Raw genomic sequence first — 23,573 nt, 5'->3', positions numbered from 1 at the left:
GCCGGTGCGGGGGCCGGGTGCCGGTGTGCTCATGCGGGCAGCCAGCGGCGGACGCAGGCCATGAGGTCGCGCGTGTCGACGGGCTTGGTGACGTAGTCGCTGGCCCCCGAGGCGAGGCTCTTGTCCCTGTCACCCGGCATCGCCTTCGCCGTGACGGCGATGATGGGCAGTTCGGCGTACTGCGGCATCCGGCGGATCTCGGCCGTCGCGGTGTAGCCGTCCATCTCGGGCATCATCACGTCCATCAGCACGATGGCGACGTCCGGGTTGTTCACCAGCGTCTCGATGCCTCTGCGCCCGTTCTCCGCGTGCAGGACGCGGAAGCCGTGCATCTCCAGGATCCCGCTCAGCGCGAAGAGGTTCCGCGCGTCGTCGTCGACGACGAGGACGGTACGGCCCGCCGTCTCGTCGTCGACGGAGGGCGGCGTCAGATGCTGTGGCCCTTCGGTCCTGACGAGGGAGAGCACGTCCCCGGGTTCCTCCGCGGACAGGTGCAGGGCGATGCGCTCGCGCAGTTCGTCGAGGCTGGACAGCAATTCCAGTGCGCCGCCCGCGGAGCGGGAGCGCAGCGTCTCGTCCAGGGACACGTCCCCGGGGTGACTGCTGTGCACCAGCACCGGCACGCTCGTCAGCGCCGAGTCGCCCTCCAGGGCCTGGAGGAAGCGGGACGCCTCGTCGTCGGGCATGCCCAGTTCCAGGACGACGCAGTGGCACGGCTCGGAAGCGAGGGCGCCGGCCGCCTCCTGCGCCCCGACGGCGGTGATGATGTCGACCGCGGGACGCTGGGCACCGTCGGCGCGGCCGTGCGTCAGGTCGGCGACCACGCTCTCCGCGACGAGGGTCAGCAGACCGCGCGAGCGCTCCTCCACGACGAGCAGACGCCGGGGCCGGGGGCCGGGCCCGATCTGGGGCACCGGCACCGAGCCGGCCAGTCCCTCCGGCACGGGTTCCGCCAGGACCCGCTCCAGGGTTCTGCCGTGGCTGAGCAGTTCCTCGAAGTCGGAGCGGGCCACGGGCAGGAACAGCGTGAACGTACTGCCCTGACCGGGCGTGCTGTGCACCGAGACGGCGCCGCCGAGCAGTTGGGCGATCTCCCGTGTGATGGACAGGCCCAGGCCGGTGCCGCCGTACTTCCGGCTGGTCGTGCCGTCCGCCTGCTGGAAGGCGCCGAAGATCGTCTCCAGGTGCTGCTCCGGGATGCCGATGCCGGTGTCCTTGACGCGGAAGGCCACCACGGCGGCGCCGCGCACCACGCCCTCGGGCACCTCGTCGTCCGAGGCGGGCTCGATGCTCAGTTCCACGCCGCCCTGCTCGGTGAACTTCACGGCGTTCGACAGGAGGTTGCGCAGCACCTGGCGCAGCCGGGAGTCGTCGGTGAGCACGTCGGCGGGTGCGCCGGGCGCGGTCGTCACTGTGAAGTCCAGGCTCTTCTGCGTCGTCATGGGCCGGAAGGTGGCCTCGACGTACTCGATGAGCTGCCGCAGCGTCACCCGCTCGGGCGTGACGTCCATCTTTCCGGCCTCGACCTTCGACAGGTCGAGGATGTCGTTGATCAGCTGCAGCAGGTCCGACCCGGCGGAGTGGATGATCTGCGCGTACTCGACCTGCTTGGGCGTGAGGTTGCGGGACGGGTTCTGCGCGAGCAACTGGGCGAGGATGAGCAGGCTGTTGAGCGGGGTGCGCAGTTCGTGGCTCATGTTGGCCAGGAACTCCGACTTGTACTTCGAGGCCAGCGACAGCTGCTGGGCACGGGTCTCCAGCTCCTGACGCGCCTGCTCGATCTGCAGGTTCTTCGCCTCGATGTCCCGGTTCTGCGCCACCAGCAGCGAGGCCTTCTCCTCCAGTTCCGCGTTGGAGCGCTGCAGTTCCTCCTGCTGCACCTGCAACTCGGTGGACCGCGCCTGGAGTTCGACGGTGAGGCGCTGCGACTCGACGAGCAGCTCGTCGGTGCGGGCGTTGGCCACGATGGTGTTGACGTTGACGCCGATGGTCTCCATCAGCTGTGCGAGGAAGTCACGGTGGATCTGGGTGAAGGGTGTGACCGACGCCAGCTCGATGACGCCGAGGACCTGGCCCTCCACCACGATGGGCAGCAGCACCAGCGCGGACGGCACCACCTGGCCGAGGCCCGAGGAGATGGTGACGTAGCCGTCCGGCAGCTCCTCGACCATGATGGTGCGCCGGCTGCGCGCGGCCTGGCCGACCAGGGTGCGGCCGAAGGCGATGCGGGCGGGCCTGGTGCTCTCCTCCGGGTAGCCGTAGGAGCCCACGAGCCGCAGTTCGGGCCCGTCGTCGCCGTCCTCGGCGAGGTAGAAGGCTCCGTACTGGGCCGACACCAGCGGGACCAGCTCGTCCATGATCAGCTCGGCGACCACGGGGAGGTCGCGGTGACCCTGCATCAGCCCCGAGATGCGGGCGAGGTTCGTCTTGAGCCAGTCCTGCTCCTGGTTGGCCCGGGTGGTCTCGCGCAGGGACTCCACCATCGAGTTGATGTTGTCCTTGAGCTCGGCGACCTCGCCGGACGCCTCCACGGTGATGGATCGCGTCAGGTCACCCTCGGCCACGGCGCTCGCGACCTCGGCGATCGCGCGGACCTGCCGGGTCAGGTTGCCCGCCAGTTCGTTGACGTTCTCCGTCAGGCGCTTCCAGGTGCCGGAGACGCCCTCGACCTCGGCCTGTCCGCCGAGCCGTCCTTCGGTGCCGACCTCACGGGCGACTCGCGTGACCTCGTCGGCGAACGCGGACAGCTGGTCGACCATCGTGTTGATCGTCGTCTTGAGTTCGAGGATCTCCCCGCGGGCGTCCACGTCGATCTTCTTCGACAGGTCGCCCTTGGCCACCGCGGTCGTCACGAGCGCGATGTTGCGCACCTGGCCGGTGAGGTTGTTGGCCATCGAGTTGACGTTGTCGGTGAGGTCCTTCCAGGTGCCGGCGACGTTCGGCACGTGCGCCTGGCCCCCGAGGCGTCCCTCGGTGCCGACCTCGCGGGCGACACGCGTGACCTCATCGGCGAACGCCGACAGCGTGTCGACCATCGTGTTGATGACCTCGGCCAGCGCGGCCACCTCGCCTGCCGCCTCCACGGTGATCCGCTGCGACAGGTCGCCGCGCGCCACGGCGGTGGCGACCTGGGCGATGGAGCGGACCTGGCCGGTGAGGTTGGAGGCCATCACGTTGACGTTGTCGGTGAGGTCCTTCCAGGTGCCGGCGACGTTCGGCACGTGCGCCTGGCCCCCGAGGCGTCCCTCGGTGCCGACCTCGCGGGCGACACGCGTGACCTCATCGGCGAACGCCGACAGCGTGTCGACCATCGTGTTGATGACCTCGGCCAGCGCGGCCACCTCGCCTGCCGCCTCCACGGTGATCCGCTGCGACAGGTCGCCGCGCGCCACGGCGGTGGCGACCTGGGCGATGGAGCGGACCTGGCCGGTGAGGTTGGAGGCCATCACGTTGACGTTGTCGGTGAGGTCCTTCCAGGTGCCCGACACCCCGCGCACCTGGGCCTGTCCGCCGAGGCGCCCCTCGGTGCCCACCTCGCGGGCGACACGCGTGACCTCGTCGGCGAACGCCGACAACTGATCCACCATCGTGTTGATGGTGCTCTTCAGCTCCAGGATCTCGCCCCGCGCGTCCACGGTGATCTTCTGCGACAGGTCGCCCTTGGCGACCGCCGTGGCCACCAGCGCGATGTTGCGGACCTGGCCGGTGAGGTTGCCGGCCATGAAGTTCACGGAGTCGGTGAGGTCGCGCCAGGTGCCCTTGACGCCCTTGACGTCCGCCTGGCCGCCGAGGCGCCCTTCGGTGCCCACCTCGCGGGCGACGCGCGTGACCTCGTCGGCGAACGCGGACAACTGATCCACCATCGTGTTGATGGTGCTCTTCAGCTCCAGGATCTCCCCGCGCGCGTCCACGGTGATCTTCTGCGAGAGGTCTCCCTCGGCGACCGCCGTGGTCACCTGGGCGATGGAGCGGACCTGACTGGTGAGGTTGCCCGCCATGTGGTTCACGGAGTCGGTGAGGTCACGCCAGACGCCCGCCACGCCGGGCACCTGCGCCTGGCCGCCGAGCCGTCCCTCGCTGCCGACCTCGCGGGCCACGCGCGTGACCTCGTCGGCGAACGCGGACAGTTGGTCGACCATCGTGTTGACGGTCTCCTTCAGCTGAAGGATCTCGCCCCGGGCGGGTACGTCGATCTTCTGCGAGAGGTCGCCCTTGGCAACCGCCGTGGCCACCTGGGCGATGTCGCGGACCTGGGTGGTCAGGTTGCCGGCCATCGCGTTCACCGAGTCGGTCAGGTCGGCCCAGGTGCCCGAGACCCCCGGCACCTCCGCCTGCCCGCCGAGCGTGCCCTCGGTGCCGACCTCACGGGCCACCCGGGTGACTTCGGAGGTGAACACGGACAGCTGGTCGACCATGCCGTTGAAGACCGTGGCGATGTCGCCCATGAGGCCGTCCGCGTCGTCCGGCAGCCGCGTACCGAAGTCTCCGTCGCGGACGGCTGTCAGGCCGGCCAGCAGCCGACGCAGCTCCTGGTCACCCGGCACCGCATCGACGACCCCAGTGCTGTCGCTGGTCATGCGCACCCTCGTTCCGCTCCCCAAGAGCCCTCGAACCCGAGGACTCGGAACCCCCCGGACCGATGTGCGGCCCGGTTGTCGTGCAAGCGTGTTCCACGGTCACAGATGTGTATGCGATGTGGAAATACGCCGCAGGTTAACCCACGTTTCAAGCCCCGAACAAAGCAGGAGCCACCATCCTCGGCCGAACTGCGTCACCGCGCCGCGAACCGGCGGCGGCGCCGGCAGGTGGACCGGCGGAAGTGGCACGAGAGCTTGGCGGACCCGGTCAGCAGACGGCGGCGTCGTCGACGGACTCCCGGGTCTCCAGGATGGTGTCGACTCCGGTGATCTCGCAGAGCCGCTGCAGCTGCGCCGACGGCGACACGACCCGCAGGGTGCCCGCCTGGTGGGTGAGGATCAGCAGATTCAGCAAGGTCGAGTCGGCGAAGGTGATGCCTGAGGCGTCCAGGATCACCTTCGGATACTTCCTGGCCGCGACCGCCAGCGCGTCCGCCAATGGCGTGATCGAGTCCACGTCGTAGGAGCCGCGGGCGATGACGACCCCGGCCCCGCGCCATTCGTACTGCAGCACCGCGGCCCCTTCCGAGGCGGGCGCGGCCTGCTGTTCCGGCTGCGTCCCGGCGCCGGTGTCGCGCGTGAGCGCCGGCACGCCGGCCTCGTCCCAGGGCATGGTCGGGCTCCTTCAGTGGGTCCCCCGAGGGGAGCACGTCATATGTTGCATGAAAAGTATGTCACGTATCTACGTTCCGGCAACGCGTTCCTCTAAAATGCTCGGCATGGTCGGAGTGCCCGAGTCCCACAGCGGATGGACGTTCATCACGAGCCACGCGCGCGTACTGGCGGTCATCGCCGACAACCCGAACGTCCGCATCCGTGACATCGCTGCCCGCTGCCGTCTCACGGAACGTGCCGTCTCGCGGATCATCGCCGATCTGGAGCAGGACGGTTATCTCTCCCACACCCGCGACGGACGCACGAACACCTACCGCATCGAGCCGGACAAGGTGCTGCGCCACCCGGCCGAAGCCGGCCTGTCCGTGGCTTCCCTGCTCTCCCTGCTCCTGCATGACGAGTCCGCCCGCGTGAGGAAGCCCGTCGCCCGATAGCCGACCGGGCGGGGGCTGCGAGATCTCGCTCGATCACGGCTCACGCGTCCAGGTCCCGGGCGAAGCGCGGAGCCCCTGCGTGACGTGCGTCGGGCAGGGGCTCCGGTTGTGCCTCGTGTCAGCAGCTCATGGCCCAGGTGTGGGAGTCGCCCTTGTCGTTGGCCGCGCCGTTGTAGCCGACCTCCTGGCCGGGGGTGAGACAGATCGTCATGTGGCCGCCCAGGCTGGCGCTGGAGTAGACCCTGACATGGTCCTTGATACCGGGCCCGGAGATCCCGTGGTTGGCCCAGGAGGAGTCCGTGTCCGCGATCCAGCTCTCCCACCAGCGGTCGTCGCCGGACCAGTTGGCACGCTGGCCGGCGAAGTCGGCGTTCTGCCAGACGCAGAACTCACCGCGCGGGCAATCGGCGGCGCCTGCCGTGCCGGCCGTGGTGAGAGCACCGACGAGGAGGAGGAACGCCGCTGCGACGGCGGTGAACAGCCTGCTTTTCGTCATGACGGGGCGGGACCTTTCTGGTGGGGGGTGGGGCGGCCGGCCAGCAGCCGGGCCGCGCGGTGCAGTGCGCGGTCGCGCAACCGCTCGTACGTGGCGATGTCCTCGCGGTGCGCGGCGCGGGCGGCGTCGAGCCGGGCCGGCTCCAGCCGGGCCCGCAGGTCGTCCAGCCCGCTCTCTCGCGCACAACGGGTGTCTCCCTCGGAGCAGGCGGCTCGGCGCGCGAGCGCTGCCCGGTACCGGGGGTCCTGCTTGAGGCGGGCCTGCGCCTCCGGGCGCAGGTTGTTGACGGTGACCTCGGCGCGGAACCAGCGGGCTTGGTCGCCGTAGAGATAGCGGTGCGCCTGCGCCAGGCAGCCGTCCGTGTGCGTGCGGACGGTGTGACCGGTGGCGAGGGTGACCTCCAGTTCGGCCGGGTCCGTCCCGAAGAGCGCGTCCTCCTGCGAGGCGGCCGGATCCGCGGTGCCGCGGGCGGTCATACAGCGGTCCACCAGGACCTGCTGCGCGGCCTTGATCAGGTCGCTGCGCGCTTGCGCCGACGCCGGCAGCGCCGGTTGCTGCGGCCCGGCGCAGCCCCCGGCCAGCAGCACCGTGAGTACGGCGGCCGCAACCGTCCTGCCCGCACCCCGGGCCCGAGCAGCGCTCATCTCCACGTCACTTGGAACGATCAAGAACCGGACAGGACACGGCACTTGAACCGGATCGGAAGGCGCTCGGCGTGCGGAGCACCGCTCGCCCGCCGGTGAGGGGGGCGTGCGCGCGTCGCAACGGCCCCGAGGGGCGCGTGGAGGGGGCCATGAGAAGCGGTGGGGCCATGTGCCCGCCCTCGTCGCCTTCGAGGGCGGTGACACGGTGGTGTCCTCGCCGATGCGCCGCGGGCCCGTGGCACCGGCCCGGCGCGCCGGGCGGCGGCCGGGTCGTGCGCGCGGTCGCTCCCGGCTCCCTCGCGTCCCTCACCTCGGGATGCGGGAAAGACGGGGAATCCTCACCCGGTGACGAAGGTCGTCACGCTCTGAGCGGGAAGCTGACCGGTGAAGGAGGCGTTCGACACGGTGATCCTGCTCTGGGACGCGAGATCCCTGCTTGCGTCCGTCAGCCAGGACGACACGCCGGACGAGGTGTTGTTCTGCAGGACGAACTGCTGGCTCACGTGTGCGGTTCCCTTGTTGACGGCGACGATGACCAAGCGGGAGCCGCTCCCCTTGTACGCCGAGAGGTAGACGTTCGGCGCGGGATTCGGCGTCACTGCGATGCGCACATGCCCTGGGCGGACGAACTTGGAGAAGTGCGCCATGCCGGCACCGCGTTTGCTGATCCGGCCGTCCTCCCGCATGGGCCCGTAGCCGCGCCGGATGTACCACCACACGTAGGCCTGGAACTCGGCGTCCACCATCGCGCGGTGGACGTGCTCCGCGACGCCGAGTGCCTGGGGCCAGAGATCGGCCGAGTCGCTGCTGTTGGGGTAGTAGACCTCCGTCATCCACAGTTCCTTGCCCCCGCCCTTCTGCTTGAAGAGGGGGTAGGGGAAGTTCTGGAACGGCGTGCCGTAGAGGTGGGCCCCGAGGATGTCCACGTTGGCGAGTGCTCTGGAGTCGTTGAGGATCGGGTCGGAGAAGCTCTTCACATACTGGAAGGACTCAGGAGCGATGACCTTGGTACTGATCGAGCCGGCGTTCTCCCGCAGGAACCTGGTCATCTCGCCCGGAGTCCACCACGTCCAGTCATGAGCGTAGTCGGGCTCGTTCTGCACGGAGATGGCATACAGGTTCACTCCGTTGTTCCGCATGAAGCCGACGAAGTCGTTCAGGTGCTGCGCGTAGGCGCCGTACATGGTGGACCGGAGCCGCTTCGCGTTGGTCTGCTGGCCGTGGACGAACGTCTCGACCATGTTCGCGGGGGGATTCCAGGGCGATGCGAAGACGGTCGCCCCGAGTTCGATCGCACGCTTGGCGGTGGCGACTTCGCGGTTCCAGTTGGCCCGGTCCTCGGAGACGAAGATTCTCAGCACCGAGAAACCGAGCTGCCCTTCGCCGTTGCCGAAGGCCGTGTCCCGCTGAGCGGGTGTCAGATCACCGATCCAGAGCGGGTGGTTCATGCCGCCGAACCCCCGGATCGTCTGCCGCGTCGCCGACGGGTCGACGGTCACCGCCGCCGCGACGGACGGTGTGCGAGGTGCTCCGACGGCGGGTGTCGCGGCCGCGAGGACGGGCAGAGCGCCCATCGTCGCCAGAAGGGCACGACGACTTGGAGATTCCGGCCCGGTGGTGCTGGATCCATTGCGGTGTAACGACATGGTTCCTCCTTCACAGAGGGGCGTCGCTTGTCTCGGCGTCTGCTCTCTTCGCCTGGACGGGGCGTGGGAGCGCTCCCTTCGCAACGAAAGTTTCGGGAGATCGACCGATCGGGAGCGGTGTAGGGACCGTAGGTGCGCGCCCTTTCATCGTCAAGACTTCGGGGAACCAGCTGCCTGACGGCTGCGCGTGCTCCGTGGGCTCAGCCGCCGCGTGCCCTCAGCCGCGCCGTACCGCGCCGAGTTGGGCCCGGTCCAGGCCGGGGGCCGTGAACCGCTGCGCCACCGTGCGCAGGACACGGGCCATCGCCTGGGCGGGTGGAGTGGCGGGTCGGGCCGTGGCGCGGGCGAGCAGGATGCGGCGGGTGGGGGCCGGTACGTCGGAGGCGAAGGGCAGGAGGCGTACGTCGCTGCGCCGGCTGGTGAGGGCCAGTCGGGGGGCGAGGGCGATGCCGAGCCCGGCGGCGACCATGGCCTGTGCCTCCTGGTAGTCGTGCGAGGAGTAGGCGATGTGCGGCTCGAAGCCCGCCCGGCGGCAGCTTCGGCGCAGGACGTCGGCGACGGGGTGGTTGTCGGCGCGGATGATCCACTCCTGGTCGGCGAGGTCGCCGAGGCGCACGGAGGGATGGCTGCGAAGGGGTGAGTCGGCGGGGACGACCAGCACCGTGGGATCGTCCAGGAGGTGGGTGAGGGAGAGCGCCGGATCGTCGAGGCGGTTCCACTCGTAGTCCCAGAGCAGCCCCTGCTCCACCTCGCCGGTGTGCAGCATTTCCCGGAGCTCGGCGAGGACCCCGGCACGTACCTCGATGCGGATGCCGGTGTGACGACGCCGGAAGCGGGTGAGCGCGAGCGGCAGCAGGGACGCGCTGGCCGTGGGGAAGGAACCCAGCCGCAAAGTGCCCTGGTCGAGGGCCGTGAAGGAGTCCAAGTCGGCTTGCGCTGCGCGCAGTTCACGGCGGATCGCCCGACCGCGCCCGGCCAGCGCGGCGCCCGCCGGTGTGGGGCGGATCCCGCGTGGCAGTCGCTCGATCAGGGGCTGTCCGGCCTCCTGCTCCAGCAGGGACATCTGCTGGGAGGCGGCGGACGTGGTCATGCCCAGGGCTTCCGCCGCGGCGGTGAGCGACCCGCGTTCGGTGGCCTCGGTGAGCAGCAGCAGTCGGCGCACGTTCAGCATGCGTACGACTTTAGCTGAGCTAAACCCACCTGAAGCGAACTGCGATTGTTCCGAAGTCACGCCTCTGCGAAGGTCTCCGCAATCGCCGAGCGGTTCGCCGGCCGCAATGCGCCCGTCACCGCCGCCTCGGCCATCCCCTCCCCTCGTTGATCAAGGAAGAGCTCAGACGTGCACACTCCCGCGACCCTGGTGCGTGGCGGCACCAGCAAGTGCTGGCTGTTCAACCAGGTCGACGTCCCCGCCGGCCGTGGCGACCTGGAGAAGCTGCTGGTCTCCGCGTACGGCGCCACCGACCCCGTGGAACTCGACGGTGTGGGCGGGGCGACCCCCACCACCTCGAAAGCGGCGGTGGTCGGCGCCGCCCCCCAGCCCGGCGTGGACGTGGACTATCTCTTCGCCCAGGTGGGCATCGGCACGGGCTCGGTCGAGTGGACGAGCAACTGCGGCAACTGTGCCACGGGGGTCGCGCTGTACGTCGTCGCGAAGGGCATGGTGGCGATCACCGGCGACCGGACTCGTGTGGTGATGCGCAACACCAACACCGGTGCGGTCCTCGAAGGGGTCGTGGACACCACCGGTGGCGTCGTACACCACTTCGGCCACCAGACCGTACCCGGCACCCGTGCCGGCGGGGTCGCCGTCGGCCTCACCTTCCGCGATCCGGCCGGCGGCACCACCGGTTCACTGCTCCCCACCGGGCAGGCCGCGCAGGACCTGCCGGTCGCTGCCGCCGAGCCGGTACGGGTGAGCATGGTGGACGCCGGAGCACCCGTCGTCCTCATCGACGCCCTCGGCGCCGGACGCACCGGCGCCGAGTCACTGGAGCGGATGGGCGCGGACGTGCCCTGGCTGCGCACCGTCCGTCATGCCGCCGCACCGCTCATGGGGCTGCTGCTCGAGCCGGGCGAAGAGCCCGGCGACGCGGTGCCCAAGGTGGGCCTGGTGGGCCCGCCGGTGCCCTACACCACCACCCTCGGGGAGCAGATCGCGGCCGCGGACTACGACGTCTCGGTGCGCATGCTCAGCATGAACACCCCGCACCCCGCGATCGGCCTGACCTCCGCCGTCGCCGTCGCGGCGGCCGGGCTCGTCGAGGACTCCGTGGTCTGCCGGACCGCGGGCGGCCCGACCGACGAATGGCTGCGTCTGGGCACACCCGCCGGCATCGTCGCGGTCCGCTGCACCGACCTACGGGACGGCCTGCCGCGGCGGGTCACCGTGCAACGCGCGGCACGGCTGCTCGCCGACGCCCGTATCTACGTCCCGGAAACCGGCCGCATCCACGCCCCGGCAACGGGCCGCACGCAAGCCGCCTGAACCGGGACGGACATCACCCCGGTCGGCCGGTCCCCCAGCCGTCCGCACCGGGAGACCCTCGCGCCCCCCGGGGCGCCCCTCCCCCCTCGCACCAAGGACAAAGATGTCTGCTGAAGTGATCTCCATAGGCGCGCTGCTGGTGATGTTCGTGGTCGGCACGGTGCTGCCGATCAACCTGGGCATCCTCGCCTTCGTCTCCACCTTCGCGGTCGGCACCGCCTCGCTCGGCCTCACCGAGGACGAGATCTTCGAGGGGTTTCCGGCGGAGCTCTTCGTGACCATCGTCGGAGTCACCTACCTGTTCTCCGTCGCCCGCCGCAACGGCACCATCGACCGGCTGGTCGCGGCCGGGGTGCGGCTGGTGCGCGGCAGGGTCGCGCTCATCCCCTGGGTGTTGTTCCTGGTGGCCGCGCTGCTGACGGCGTTCGGCACGTTCACTCCTGCCGCGGTCGCGATCCTCGCCCCGATCGGCATGAATTTCGCCTACCGCTACAAGCTCAACCCGCTGGTCGTGGGCATGATGGTGATCAGCGGCGGACACGCGGGCGCGTTCTCCCCGCTCGCGGTGTCCGGTGCGCTGGTGCTCGGCCTGGTCGACAAGACCGAACTGCACATCTCCGCGGTGACGCTGTTCAGCGCCAGCTTCCTGATCAACCTGGTGCTCTCGGCACTCACCTACGTGCTGCTCGCCAAGCGCCCCGTCCCGCTGGCCGAGGGCTCCGAGGAAGCCGCCGAGGACCAGGACCTCGCCGTGTCCGGCAGGCCCGACTGGCGGCAGTGGCTCACCCTCGCCTGCCTGGCCGCTCTCGTCATCGGCGCCCTCGGCTTCCATCTGGAGATCGGCTTCCTCGCCCTCGCGGCCGGTGCCCTGCTGGCCCTGGTGGACATGAAGCGCCAGGAGAAGGCGGTGGACGGCGTCAGCTGGTCCACCCTGCTGCTGGTCGCGGGCATGATGACCTACATCGCCATGCTGGAGAAGGCCGGCATCATCGAGAACATCTCCGAGCACGCGGCCGGCCTGGGCGCACCGGTCGCCGTCGCCCTGCTGCTGTGCTTCACCGTGGCCATCACGTCCGCCTTCGCCTCCTCCACCGCGATCCTCACCGCGATCATCCCGATCGCCGTACCGCTGCTGCTGTCCAGCCACCTCAGCGCCGCCGGGCTGATCGCCGCTCTCGCCGTCTCCACGACGATCGTCGACACCTCGCCCTTCTCCACCAACGGCGCACTCGTCCTCAGCAACGCCCGCGGGGTCGACCCCCGCCGCTTCTACCGCCAGGTCATCGGCTACACCGGCGGAATCGTCGCCCTCGGTCCCGTCGTCGCCTGGGGCGCGCTGGTCCTGCCCTGGTCGTAGCCGCGGGCAGTCCGTCCTTGGTCTGGTGGTAGGCGCCGCCGAAACGGCAGGAACCAGTCGGTGCCGTCGTGGAAGGGCACCGGGCCCTGGAGCGCCGTGCGACGGGGGCCGATCTAGGCTGGAAAGCAACCGCTGGAGACCAGCCCCGACGGGCACGGCAATCCGGACGGAGGCGTGGTACGTGGAGATGGCCGGCAAGCAGGACGCCCCCACTGCCGTTGTCGTGGTGGACCCGGACGGCATGGTGAGCGGCTGGAGCGAGGGGGGCCGGCTGCTGCTGGGCTGGACGGCGCAGGACACCGTCGGGCGCCCCGTGACCGATCTGCTGGTCGATCCCCCGCCACCCGGCTTCCCCGAGGGCTACGGCGCCGGTCCCGACCCGACGGGGTTCGTCCTGCTGCGCCACCGGGACGGCTCCACCGTGGACGCCGTGGTGACGGCCCAGCCGTTGCACGGCCCCGACGAGCGGGCGCTGGGCCACGTGGTGGCCATCCAGCGTTGGGGACGCCGTCCGGTGGTCGCCGACCGGGCATTCGAGCAGTCTCCCTTCGCGCTGGGGGTCTACGATCCTGAGCTGCGGTTCCTGTGGATCAACGCCTCCTCGGGCCGGGTGATCGCGCACTCCGAGGAGCAGGTACTCGGCAGCAAGTACCGCGAGGTGCTTCCCGAATTCGACCGCACGCTGTTTCCCGAGAGGGACGACAAGCCCTACACCGACGCGCTCGCCCAAGTGGCGAGGACGGGCGAGCCCACGCGTCTCATCACCGTCTTCCGCCCGCGCGGCAGCGACTACGCCAACGCCTGGGCCACCAGCATCTGGCCCGTCCGGGATGCCGAGGGCAGGGTCCGCGCGATCGCCAACTGGGGATTCGACATGAGTGCCGAGTACTGGGCTCGGCAACGCCTGCTCATCCTCAACGAGGCCAGCGGCGGCATCGGCCGGACACTCGACGTGATCGGCACCGCCCAGGAACTGGCCAGGACTCCGGTGCCGGGATTCGTCGACCTCGTCAGCGTGGACCTCTTCGACGAGGTGCTGCGCGGAGAGGAACCGCCCTCAGGATCCGCGTTCGCCCCCGGCGAGACCATCAGGCTCAGCCGGGCCGCCGAGCACAGCACGAAGGTGGACGCCGTCCAGGATTCGGGGGCCACGACACCGGTCACGCACGCGCCCGGCTCTGTCGCCGCCCGCTGCATGGCCGCCGGAAGGTCCACGGTCGAGCTCGCCGTTGAGCCCGGCCAGGGCGGCGAGTGGGCCTTCGGGCCCGGACTCGCCGCCGACCCGGCCCACTGGCCACCGGGCAACCCGGTGATCGACGCGTCCATCGCCGCGGACGGGCTGACCGGCCGGATCACCGTGCCGCTCCGGGCGCGCGGCGTGCTGCTCGGCGTTGTCGCCTTCTCCCGCGTCGACCGGCCCGAAGCCTTCACCGCCGACGACTTGATCCTCGCCGAGGAGCTGACCGCCAAGGCCGCCGTCGCCATCGACAACGCCCGCCGGTACTCGCGCGAGCGCACCACCGCGCTGACCCTGCAACGCACCCTGCTGCCACAAGGGCTGCCGAAGCAGGAGGCGGTCGAAGTGGCCTCCCGCTACCTGCCCGGCGGGACCGGTACGGAAGTGGGCGGTGACTGGTTCGACGTCATTCCGCTGTCCGGCGCCCGGGTCGCCCTGGTGGTCGGCGACGTCGTCGGTCACGGTCTGCACGCCTCGGCCAGCATGGGCAGGCTGCGCACGGCGGTACGTACCCTCGCCGACGTCGACCTGCCACCGGACGAACTGCTGACCCACCTGGACGACCTGGTCCTCCACCTCGCCAGCGACCTCCGGCCCACCGGCCACTTCCAGCCGACCGGCGAGTCCGGGGCCACCTGCCTCTACACCGTCTACGACCCGGTCTCCCGGCACCTCACGCTGGCGAGCGCCGGCCATCCCCCGCCGCTCGTCATGTCCCAGGACGGCGCCCGGACCCCGGTACCCGTCCATCCGGGACCGCCGCTCGGCATCGGTGGGCTGCCGTTCGAGACCACCGAGCTCGAACTGCCGGAGGGCAGCCTGCTCGCCCTCTACACCGACGGACTGGTGGAAAGCCGCGAGCGCGATGTCGACGAGCGGACCGCCGAACTGCAGCGAGCCCTGAATCACTCGACCACCTCGCTGGACGCCCTGTGCGACACGGTGATGGACGCCATGCTTCCCCAACGCCGCACCGATGACGCGGCCCTGCTGCTCGTTCGCACCCACGCGCTGGATCCCCACCACGTCGCCGACTGGGACGTCGAGCCCGACACCGCGCAGGTGCCGCGCGCCAGGAAGCTCGCCGTCGACCAAGTGGACGCCTGGGGTCTGGAGGAGGCGGCGTTCGTCACCGAACTGGTCGTCAGCGAGCTGGTCACCAACGCCATCAGATACGGCGAGCCGCCCATCAGACTGCGGCTGATTCGCGACACCTCCCTGATCTGCGAGGTCTCCGACGCCAGCAACACCGCCCCGCACCTGCGCCGGGCCCGCGCCTTCGACGAGGGCGGCCGCGGTCTGTTGCTCGTCGCCCAGCTCACCCAAGGGTGGGGCACCCGGCACACCGCCGACGGCAAGACGATCTGGTGCGCGCAGACGCTCCCCCAGCCTGAGCGGCACTGAGATCCAGCCCGCGGGCGATCTCCCGGACCAGCCACTCGTCCCCGAAACGAACTCCCGCTCGGAGAATGCCGCCGATGGCCGTGTCCCCGCCCTGATCTCGGGCGGGGACGCTCTACCCGTCGCGCGTCAGGGTCAGTTGGCGTTCACCAGGTCGTGCGCCGGCACGGTGACCGTCCGCTTGCCCGGCTCGCCGCCGAGCACGATCTTCCGAAGGGCACTGTTGTTGTCGAGGTCGGTTTCCTTCAGCCGCTTCTCGGGGTTGGCCAGCACCTGGATGTAGTACGTGCCGTTGGGCACTCCGGTGATGTCGAACGACTGGCCAGGCAGGTCCTGGGTGTACGTGTCACCGGATCCGACGTCCAGCACCTCGCGGACGGAGATCGAGTTCTCCTCGCCGCAGGCGGTGGCCAGGTCCGTGTTGTACGGGTGCCAGTTGGCGTTCTTCACCGTGTAGTCGATCGCGTCGGTGTTGGCCAGGCAGAACGCTTCCTTGCCGCTGCGCACGGCCTCCTTCTTGTCGGCCTTCAGCAGCCGGTAACTGGCGAAGTCGGTGAAGTGCCAGTGCACGTGCCCCGGACGCGGGTCCCACTCCATGGTGCCGGTCGGGGTGTAGCCGACCTGCTTGCCCTTGGCGTCGTAGAAGTACTGGTAGGCGTCCATCTTGGCCTTGCCGGGCGAGCGGAACCCGTCCACCACGAGTTGCGCCGGGCCGGCGTTCCAGACGTTGGCACTGAACGCGAGGTAGTCCTTGCCCGGGATGTCCTTGTCGCCGTCGCTGATGGTGATGCCGTAGGCCGGCAGCGAGCGCAGGTCCGGCTTGGGGACGTCCGGGACGGAGGGCGTGCCGGCGGGCCGCTTCGACAGCGGCTTGAGGGCGGGCGCCTGACGCGAGCCGTCGGTCTGGCCGCCGGCGTCCCTGGCCTGCTGAGACAGTGCGGACTGCTGCTTCTTCTTCAGCGCCCACGGCAGGGCCGGTGGCGCGGCCTTCAGCGGACCGTGGCCCACGTTGTACGAGGGGCCCGCACCGCTCGTCACCGGCGCGGCCGCCTCGGCGCGGCTCGGGGCATGCCCCGGCCCGTGACCGGTGTGCGCGGTCGGTGCCTGGTGACCGGCACCGTGCCCGGCGTGCTCGCCGGACTTGGCGGAACGGGGCGCCGCCCCGGTGGAGCCCTCTTCGTCCTCTTCGCTTCGTTCCACCACGGTCACCTTGACCGTGGCCGGCTTGTCGGCGATGCCGAAGAGGTCGCGGTACTTCTTGGCGACACCGACCTTGGCCGTGTAGGTACCGGCCGGCAGCTGGGCCGGTTCGCCGTAGGAGCCCGCGTAAGTGTTGGACGCCCACCCCTTCTCGACGCCCCACACGGAGCCGAGGGTGAAGGGGTTGGTGGGGCAGCTCTCCGGATACTTCGAGGTGGAGGGCGCGTCGGGCCGCACCCGGCCGCTGGCGTTGTTCGGGCAGAAGCTCTCGCTGCGGGTGAGGACCTTCTTGCCGGCCTTGTCGGTGAGGGTGATCTCCGAGAAGCCGGGCAGCCCGGAAAAGTCCTTCACGGTGCCCGTGGGCAGCTTCTTCGCCTTGGGCTTGCCGCCCTCGTACACGGTCTGGGTGACGGCCACCGGGTCCTTGTACGACTTCCGGGTCACCTTGAGCTCCAGCGGCGTCCCCTCGGAGATGAGGTAGGTGCCGAGGTCCAGGTACACACCCGGCTCCTCCTTCCAGGAGGTGAGCGTCACCGAACCGGTCGCGGCGACCAGGCTCAGCTCGGGGCCCGTCGCGGCCTTCGCAGGTTCCTGCGCTGCGGCCACGATGCCGGCCGTGACGGCCGTCACGGCGACGGCCGTGGTGCCGGCGAGCAGCGTACGCCGCAGCCGAGCGGTGCGCTTTCTGGTCATGGTTACCTCGCCCTTCGGTGCTGTGAGAAGGAAGCAGGCGGCACGGCGCGTCCGCGAGGTCCGGGCCGGGGCCGTCACATGAGAGGCGTCTTGCTCCGCCCGCGCTGTGAGAGGAACGGACCGGTCACGCGGTTGTCCGAGGATGGAAAGCGGGTGGAGTGTTGGCCGAAATGTCGCCGTAGTGACGAGATCCGGCCCTCGGCGCGGGCACTCCTCCCAGAGAGCCGCCTTCTTCTCCCTGCTCATGCTGCCGCGCGCCGAGATCCCCCCTCGCGCTGCGGACCGTCCACCATCTCCTGGTGCCGGACGGGATGTTCGTGCTGCCGATGGCGGGACCGACGCGGACGACTTCTCGAGAGGCAGGGAGCAAGAACGTACGTGAGCCGCGTCGCATCGACATCTACGTGACTTGCTATGCAACGAGTTGCATAGCACGATCGTCGTCATGGCGCTCGAACACGCGATCCTGGTGTCGCTCCTGGAGAAGCCGGGGTCCGGCTATGAGCTGGCCCGGCGTTTCGAACGGTCCATCGGCTACTTCTGGACCGCGACCCACCAGCAGATCTATCGCGTGCTGAAGCGCATGGAGAGCGACGGCTGGGTCGAGGCCCGGGACGTCCCGCAGCAGGGACGGCCGGACAAGAAGGAGTACTCCGTCGCCGACCTCGGCCGGGCCGCGCTGTCCTCGTGGTTGCACGATCCGATCGAGCCGGAGAGTGTCCGCCACGACCTGGCGGTGAAGATCCGGGGCGCGGCCTTCGACGACCCGGCCGCCCTGATCCGCGAGGTGGAGCGGCACCGGCAGGCGCACCGGGACCGGCTGGAGCACTATCTGGCAGGCGAGGAGCGGGACTTCACGGGACCCGAAGCGGGCGCGACCGCTCCAGGAGCGCCGCCGGACGCGGAGCGGGAGCTTCAGCACGTCGTCCTGCGCGGCGGCATCGCCTACGAGCGGATGATGATCGGCTGGCTGGACGACGTGCTCGCCACGCTGGCCCGGTTCGGCCCGGGCCGGTGACCGCACTCCACCGCACTGGCCGCGACCGCTCTGTCTCTCCGGCCGCCATACCTCTCGATCCCCATCCGTCCACCAGCCGAAAGGCGTCCTCACCATGGCTGACCAACTGCTCTTCAACCCGCGCACCTACGACCCCGCGCACTTCGACCCCGAGACGCGCCGTTTGCTGCGTGCCACCGTCGACTGGTTCGAGGAGCGCGGGAAGCGGCAGCTGATCGAGGACTACCGGACCCGCGCATGGCTCGGTGACTTCCTCGCCTTCGCCGCGAAGGAGAGCCTGTTCGCCACCTTCCTGACGCCGTCGTCCACCGCAGGGGAAGGGGAGCCCGACAAGCGGTGGGACACCGCCCGTATCGCCGCGCTCAACGAGATCCTCGGCTTCTACGGCCTGGACTACTGGTACGCCTGGCAGGTCACCATCCTCGGCCTCGGCCCGGTCTGGCAGAGCGACAACGCCGCCGCCCGCGCCCGCGCCGCGGAACTCCTCTCGCAGGGGGAGGTGTTCGCGTTCGGCTTGTCCGAGAAGGCCCACGGCGCCGACATCTACTCCACCGACATGCTGCTGGAGCCCGACGGCGACGGCGGCTTCCGCGCCACCGGCTCCAAGTACTACATCGGCAACGGCAACGCCGCCGGACTCGTCTCCGTCTTCGGCCGCCGTACCGACGTCGAGGGCCCCGACGGCTATGTGTTCTTCGCCGCCGACAGCCGTCACCCGGCCTACCACCTGGTCAAGAACGTCGTCGACTCGTCCAAGTTCGTCAGCGAGTTCCGCCTGGAGGACTATCCCGTAACGTCCGGTGACGTCCTGCACACCGGACGTGCGGCCTTCGACGCCGCCCTCAACACGATCAACGTAGGCAAGTTCAACCTGTGCACCGCCTCGATCGGCATCTGCGAGCACGCGATGTACGAGGCCGTCACCCACGCGAGCAATCGCGTCCTCTACGGCCGGCCCGTCACCGCCTTCCCGCACGTGCGGCGGGAGCTGACCGACGCATACGTCAGGCTCGTCGGCATGAAGCTGTTCAGCGACCGCGCTGTCGACTACTTCCGCTCCGCCGGCCCGGACGACCGCCGCTACCTGCTCTTCAACCCGATGACGAAGATGAAGGTGACCACCGAGGGCGAGAAGGTCATCGACCTGATGTGGGACGTCATCGCCGCCAAGGGCTTCGAGAAGGACAACTACTTCAGCCAGGCGGCCGTGGAGATCCGCAGCCTGCCGAAGCTGGAGGGCACGGTCCACGTCAACCTGGCGTTGATCTTGAAGTTCATGCGCAACCATCTCCTCGACCCGGCCGATTACCCCAGTGTGCCGACCCGCCTCGACGCGGCCGACGACGACTTCCTGTTCCGGCAGGGCCCGGCCCGGGGCCTGGGCTCGGTGCGCTTCCACGACTGGCGCCCGGCCTTCGAGGCGTACGCGCACCTGCCCAACGTCACTCGCCTGCGCGAACAGGCCGACGCGCTCAGCGAGTTCGTCGCCACGGCCGCCCTCGACGCGGAGCAGAGCCGGGACCTCGACCTCGTCCTCTCGATCGGCCAGCTCTTCGCGCTCGTCGTGCACGGGCAGCTCGTCCTGGAGCAGGCCGGCCTGACCGGACTCGACGAGGACGTACTCGACGAGCTTTTCGCCGTCCTCGTACGGGACTTCTCCGGGCACGCCGTCGAACTGCACGGCAAGGATTCGGCGACCGACCAGCAGCAGGAGTGGGCACTGGCCTCGGTCCGGCGGCCGGTCGTCGACGAGGCGCGCACGAAGCGAGTCTGGCAGCGGGTCGAGGCGCTGTCCGGCACGTACGAGATGGCCCAGTAGGCGCGCCGTATCCCTCACCGGTGGCCGGGCCTCGGCCCGGCCACCGGCCGCGGCATGGGTCGCCCACCACGGCCCGGGCAACCGCGCCGACCGTGGCCTCAGAGGGCTGACTCACCCCACGCGCACGGCTCTCCAGCGCTGCGGGGCGGCGTAGTTCGGCGTCCACTGAACGCAAGCGTGCGCCGTCGGCGGCGCCGCTTGCGTTGTCCCTGCGCGAGGCCGGTCTCGACGTCCCGGGAAAGGTCTCGCTCGTCGGCTTCGACGACGTGCCCTTCGCGGCCGACCTCTCTCCCGCGCTCACCACGGTCCGGGTGCCCTACGAGGACCTGGGCCGCACCGCGGTCAGACTGGCGCTGGAGCGCGAGCAGCGCCTGGCGGCCGACAACCACGTGGTGCTCAGCACCCAACCGGTCATCCGGCAGTCGGTACGACCGCTGCGGTGACCGCCGGACGGGAACCGCGCAACCCGAACGGCCTGCGCAAGCCGCCTCCTCCACCACCACGTGCCGAAGCGCCTGCTTCGGCCTGCCCCCCCTCGTTGCCCCTCGCGGGTGAGGTCTAGCAAGTTGGACGGGAGGACTGCGGGCCGGGAGTGCATGCTGCTTCCTGAGCTGCCATGACCTCATCGCCGTACTCGAAGACCCATGCGCCGACGGCGTCGATGGGTCCGAGCAAAGTCCGGCCCAGGGCGGTGAGTCGGTACTCGACCCGTGACGGTGCGTCGGGGTGTGCCTGCCGGTCGACCAGTCCGTTGAACTGCAGGCGGCGCAGAGTCTCGGTGAGGACTTTGGAACTGATGCCCCCGATCCGCTCCCGTAGTTCGACCGGGCGCGTCGGGCCGTCGCGCAGTGCCCAGAGCACCACGGCGTTCCAGGTGTTGGAGAGCAGGTCGAAGGCGAGGCGGGCGCGGCAGTCGGCGAGGAAGGCGTCGGTCGTCACCTACCAAATGGTGCCCGAACCACCTTCTAGCGTCGGGGGAACAGCCGAAGCAGGCACGGAGAGGGGCCACGGGATGAGAATCGGCGTACTGGGCACGGGCAACATGGCCGACGCGCTCGCCACCCACTGGGTACGGGCCGGGCACGAGGTGATCATCGGGGGGCGGGACGCGCACAAGGCGGAGCGGCTCGCGACGCGCATCGGCGGCAGCGCGAAGCCTGCCGGTCTGCGCGCGGCGGCCGAGTCCGGTCATGTGGTGTTGGCCGCGCTGCCCTTCGGAGCGGGGGCAGACGTGGCACGGGACCTGCATGTCGCCCTGGAGGGCAAGGTGCTGCTCGACTGCTCCAACCCGGTCGGGCCGGGCTTCCGGCTGCTGACAGAAGGGAGACCCTCAGCTGCGCAGCAACTCGCCGCGGCGGCACCGGGAGCCCGCGTGGTCAAGGCTTTCAACCTCTGCCACGAGGACGTGTGGCGCATGCGGCCGCCCGTCTTCGACGGGCGCCCACTGGCCGTGCCCATCTGCGGGGACGACGAGACGGCCCTGGTGCGTGTACGCGAGTTGGTGCGGGACGTGGGCTGCGAACCCGTGGCCGGCGGCGGTCTCGAACGTGCGGGACTCCTGGAAGCGACCGCCGCGCTGTTCATCGCCCTATGGGTCGGCGAAGGAGCGGATGCGCAAGCAATCGCACCTCCGCTGGCATACGCGGCCGGACCGAGCCACCAAGAAGCGGAAGGCGGCACGGGGGCCTTCCGTTAGGGGTTCCCCAGGGAGGGCGGGAGGCGAGTCGCGGCGACACGTCGCCCACCCGGCTCCCATCGCCTGGCCATTTACCCAGTCCAGCGAACCCCTTCCGCGCGGTTTGAGAGGCGTCGCCGGCAGCTCGGGGGCACGCAGCGGGGCGCCGTCGTAGCCTCCCGGTCCATATCCAAAAATGGCCCAGAACAGTTCGCCGGTGGTGCCGTAGTGGGAGACAAGCGCCGGATCGGCGTCCGCCGCGGGCGGTGATCTTGCGGATCGTGACTCACCCCTGCCCGCGTCCGCCGTGACTTCCGGCACATCTGCCGGAAGGCCGCCCACCCGGCCGGAGCACCGAAACCTTCACTGCCCCGACCCCTGGACGACCGCGAGGCCGCAGGAACACCGCCCCAACCCGATGCCATGACGGGAACATAACTGAACAAATCGGGATCTATGCCCATGTGTGCCCTCCCGACCGCCCACGTTGGCTCTCGCCCAGTGACCTGTTCTCGGGCTGCCGGACGTTGTGGCTGAGAATGGTGCATCACGGGGGTGACAGGTGATGCTTGGTGCCGATGTCACGGATGCGGCGCTTGGTTGGTCCGGGGCTGAACTTGATCGGCAGTGCAAATCTGAGAGGGCGGCGGGGCGTGGAGTTGCTGGACGGGTCGGATCCGGAAGCTCTCGGTGGCTATCCACTGCTGGCGCGGCTCGGTGAGGGCGGAATGGGGCGGGTGTATCTGTCCCGGACGGTGTCGGGGCGGCCGCTGGCGCTCAAGACGGTGCGTGCCGAGGTCGGACGGGGACCGGGGTTCGAGGAGCGGTTCGCGCGGGAAATCCGTAACAGCGACCGGGTGCGCTCGCCCTGGACGCCTGCGGTGGTGGACTACAGCCCTCCAGGGCAGCGCCCGCAGTGGCTCGCAACCGAGTACGTGGCGGCGCCGTCCCTGGCGGAGTGGGTGCAGCGGTACGGCCGGCTGTCCGAGCCGTGCGTCCTGGCACTGGCGGCCGAGCTTTTCGGGGCGCTGGCAGCGGTGCACGGGGCGGGACTGGCCCACCGGGATGTCAAGCCGTCCAATGTGCTGTTGGGCCGCCGTAGTCCTCTGCTCATCGATTTCGGGATCGCGCGCGCGAGGGAGGACACCCGTCACACGAGGACGGGCGGTGTGATCGGTTCTCCCGGCTATCTGGCGCCGGAGCAGGTGAGTGCCGGGGAATCGGGTGCACCGGGCGACGTCTTCTCGCTGGCTGCGGTACTGGTGTACGCGGCGACGGGACGGGGCCCGTTTTCCAACCCCAACGACGAGTTCTCGCCCGCGGTGCTGCTCTACCGCATCGTGCACCAGGAGCCGAACCTCGACGGCGTCCCGGCGGCTCTGGTCCCGCTCCTGCGGTCCTGTCTGGCCAAGGACCCCGAGCAGCGGGCCACGCCCGACACCGTCAGCGTGCTGCTGGAACGCCTGGGCGGGCGGTGCGGTACCTGGCCGCAGTTGCTGCCCGAAGGGCTGGAGAAAGATCTCGCCGTGCGGGAGGAGGAGGCGCACGCGTTGATCTCCGCAACAGTGCAACCGCCGTCTGTGGCGGCTGTGTCACGTGAGCCCGAAGACGGCCCGGCTTCCGCCGACGCACGGACCGCCGTCCTGCCGCGTGTCGACGCCGTGCGACGGTGGGTGTCCGGCCGTACCGGCCGGGCGGTCGCCGGGACTGTGACCGTGGCCTTGATGGCCGCGACGGGCACGTTCCTGGTGCGGCATTTCTCCGGCGATGACGCCTCCGACGGGACGCCTTCGTCGTCATCGGCTGCCACTTCGCTTCCCGAGGCCTGGGCAGGTACATGGGTCGGCACCGGGCCGGGCAATCCCACTCCTGACGGCTTCACTGAGCCCCACACCAACCGGTTCAGCGTCACTTTGACTCTCCACCCGGCACAACGAGGTGAGCGGGTGGGCAAGCAGGTCAGCAGAGTGACCGAAGTGAACACCAAGCTCGAGCTGGGATGCACCGAGACCCTGCGGCTGCAGGAGATACGCAAGGACCAATTGGTCCTCAAGGCGGACACCAGCGAGCCCACCGATCCGACGGCCGAGCTCGGCTGCCCCAACGGCAGTATCTACGTCGTGACGATGACCGGCCGAGACACCTTGGGCCTGCGCGACGAAGATCACCCGACCGCCGGGGCGCCGTCCACCCTCACCCGGCGCTGACGGCTG

Annotated in this window: 16 protein-coding genes and 2 pseudogenes; 10 read left to right on the top strand and 8 right to left on the bottom strand. The window is 70.0% G+C overall.

Annotated elements, in window-relative coordinates:
- Positions 1 to 29: 29 nt before the first annotated feature.
- On the bottom strand, positions 30 to 4,577 hold the full coding sequence (locus FDO69_RS25350; protein ID WP_104782160.1) for a HAMP domain-containing protein: 4,548 nt from the start codon (positions 4,575 to 4,577) through the stop codon (positions 30 to 32).
- 268 nt (positions 4,578 to 4,845) lie between these two features.
- Positions 4,846 to 5,250 carry an STAS domain-containing protein gene (locus tag FDO69_RS25345; RefSeq protein WP_104782159.1) on the bottom strand — a complete coding sequence of 135 codons (405 nt, stop codon included), beginning with the start codon at positions 5,248 to 5,250 and terminating at the stop codon, positions 4,846 to 4,848.
- 106 nt (positions 5,251 to 5,356) lie between these two features.
- On the opposite strand from FDO69_RS25345, the gene FDO69_RS25340 reads away from it, so the two are divergent.
- Complete coding sequence (locus FDO69_RS25340; protein ID WP_104782319.1) at positions 5,357 to 5,686, top strand: helix-turn-helix transcriptional regulator; 330 nt, start codon at positions 5,357 to 5,359, stop codon at positions 5,684 to 5,686.
- Positions 5,687 to 5,804: 118 nt separating this feature from the next.
- Here the strand turns inward: FDO69_RS25340 and FDO69_RS25335 are convergent, their stop codons facing one another.
- The 4 genes from FDO69_RS25335 to FDO69_RS25320 form a co-directional block, all read right to left on the bottom strand.
- Positions 5,805 to 6,182 (bottom strand): peptidase inhibitor family I36 protein, encoded by a 378-nt coding sequence (locus tag FDO69_RS25335; protein WP_104782158.1) that lies wholly within the window; start codon positions 6,180 to 6,182, stop codon positions 5,805 to 5,807.
- Complete coding sequence (locus FDO69_RS25330) at positions 6,179 to 6,826, bottom strand: hypothetical protein (protein WP_104782157.1); 648 nt, start codon at positions 6,824 to 6,826, stop codon at positions 6,179 to 6,181. Before FDO69_RS25330 ends, FDO69_RS25335 begins: the two co-directional genes overlap by 4 nt.
- A gap of 338 nt (positions 6,827 to 7,164) precedes the next feature.
- Positions 7,165 to 8,400 (bottom strand): glucuronoarabinoxylan endo-1,4-beta-xylanase XynC, encoded by a 1,236-nt coding sequence (xynC, locus tag FDO69_RS25325; protein ID WP_234388091.1) that lies wholly within the window; start codon positions 8,398 to 8,400, stop codon positions 7,165 to 7,167.
- A 289-nt stretch (positions 8,401 to 8,689) separates the two neighbouring features.
- A complete protein-coding gene (locus tag FDO69_RS25320; RefSeq protein WP_104782155.1) occupies positions 8,690 to 9,643 on the bottom strand; it encodes a LysR family transcriptional regulator in 954 nt (317 codons plus the stop codon).
- 168 nt (positions 9,644 to 9,811) lie between these two features.
- On the opposite strand from FDO69_RS25320, the gene FDO69_RS25315 reads away from it, so the two are divergent.
- The 3 genes from FDO69_RS25315 (at position 9,812) to FDO69_RS25305 (ending at position 14,958) form a co-directional block, all read left to right on the top strand.
- The gene (locus tag FDO69_RS25315; protein ID WP_104782154.1) at positions 9,812 to 10,960 is read left to right on the top strand and encodes a PrpF domain-containing protein; all 1,149 of its coding nucleotides are present in this window, start codon (positions 9,812 to 9,814) and stop codon (positions 10,958 to 10,960) included.
- Between the two features lie 103 nt (positions 10,961 to 11,063).
- Positions 11,064 to 12,317 (top strand): SLC13 family permease, encoded by a 1,254-nt coding sequence (locus FDO69_RS25310; protein ID WP_234388090.1) that lies wholly within the window; start codon positions 11,064 to 11,066, stop codon positions 12,315 to 12,317.
- Between the two features lie 187 nt (positions 12,318 to 12,504).
- Positions 12,505 to 14,958 carry a SpoIIE family protein phosphatase gene (locus tag FDO69_RS25305; RefSeq protein ID WP_104782318.1) on the top strand — a complete coding sequence of 818 codons (2,454 nt, stop codon included), beginning with the start codon at positions 12,505 to 12,507 and terminating at the stop codon, positions 14,956 to 14,958.
- Between the two features lie 132 nt (positions 14,959 to 15,090).
- Here FDO69_RS25305 and FDO69_RS25300 read toward each other — a convergent pair whose 3' ends face one another.
- Positions 15,091 to 16,848, bottom strand: a complete 1,758-nt coding sequence (locus FDO69_RS25300; RefSeq protein ID WP_104782152.1) for a lysyl oxidase family protein — start codon at positions 16,846 to 16,848, stop codon at positions 15,091 to 15,093.
- 445 nt (positions 16,849 to 17,293) lie between these two features.
- Here FDO69_RS25300 and FDO69_RS25295 point away from each other — a divergent pair, with 445 nt between their 5' ends.
- The 3 genes and pseudogenes from FDO69_RS25295 to FDO69_RS25285 form a co-directional block, all read left to right on the top strand.
- The gene (locus tag FDO69_RS25295; protein ID WP_104782151.1) at positions 17,294 to 17,866 is read left to right on the top strand and encodes a PadR family transcriptional regulator; all 573 of its coding nucleotides are present in this window, start codon (positions 17,294 to 17,296) and stop codon (positions 17,864 to 17,866) included.
- A gap of 94 nt (positions 17,867 to 17,960) precedes the next feature.
- A complete protein-coding gene (locus tag FDO69_RS25290) occupies positions 17,961 to 19,685 on the top strand; it encodes an acyl-CoA dehydrogenase family protein (protein ID WP_104782150.1) in 1,725 nt (574 codons plus the stop codon).
- A gap of 119 nt (positions 19,686 to 19,804) precedes the next feature.
- Positions 19,805 to 20,128, top strand: a pseudogene (locus tag FDO69_RS25285) (substrate-binding domain-containing protein); the annotation flags it as partial.
- Positions 20,129 to 20,243: 115 nt separating this feature from the next.
- On the opposite strand, the gene FDO69_RS25280 reads toward FDO69_RS25285, so the two are convergent.
- Positions 20,244 to 20,624, bottom strand: coding sequence for a winged helix-turn-helix transcriptional regulator (locus FDO69_RS25280; RefSeq protein WP_104782148.1), 381 nt, complete (start codon positions 20,622 to 20,624; stop codon positions 20,244 to 20,246).
- A 73-nt stretch (positions 20,625 to 20,697) separates the two neighbouring features.
- Between FDO69_RS25280 and FDO69_RS25275 the strand changes: the two genes are divergently transcribed.
- The 3 genes and pseudogenes from FDO69_RS25275 (at position 20,698) to FDO69_RS25265 (ending at position 23,567) form a co-directional block, all read left to right on the top strand.
- Positions 20,698 to 21,381, top strand: a complete 684-nt coding sequence (locus FDO69_RS25275) for an NADPH-dependent F420 reductase (protein WP_170320939.1) — start codon at positions 20,698 to 20,700, stop codon at positions 21,379 to 21,381.
- A 264-nt stretch (positions 21,382 to 21,645) separates the two neighbouring features.
- Positions 21,646 to 21,788, top strand: a pseudogene (locus FDO69_RS42910) (NF041680 family putative transposase); the annotation flags it as partial.
- 225 nt (positions 21,789 to 22,013) lie between these two features.
- Positions 22,014 to 23,567 (top strand): serine/threonine-protein kinase, encoded by a 1,554-nt coding sequence (locus tag FDO69_RS25265; RefSeq protein WP_159030648.1) that lies wholly within the window; start codon positions 22,014 to 22,016, stop codon positions 23,565 to 23,567.
- Positions 23,568 to 23,573 lie beyond the last annotated feature (6 nt).

Source organism: Streptomyces tibetensis (assembly GCF_007655005.1).
In the GTDB taxonomy this organism is placed as follows: Bacteria; Actinomycetota; Actinomycetes; order Streptomycetales; family Streptomycetaceae; genus Streptomyces; species Streptomyces tibetensis.
Note: the sequence above shows the minus strand (reverse complement) of the source record. Positions and strands in the feature narration are given on the sequence as shown.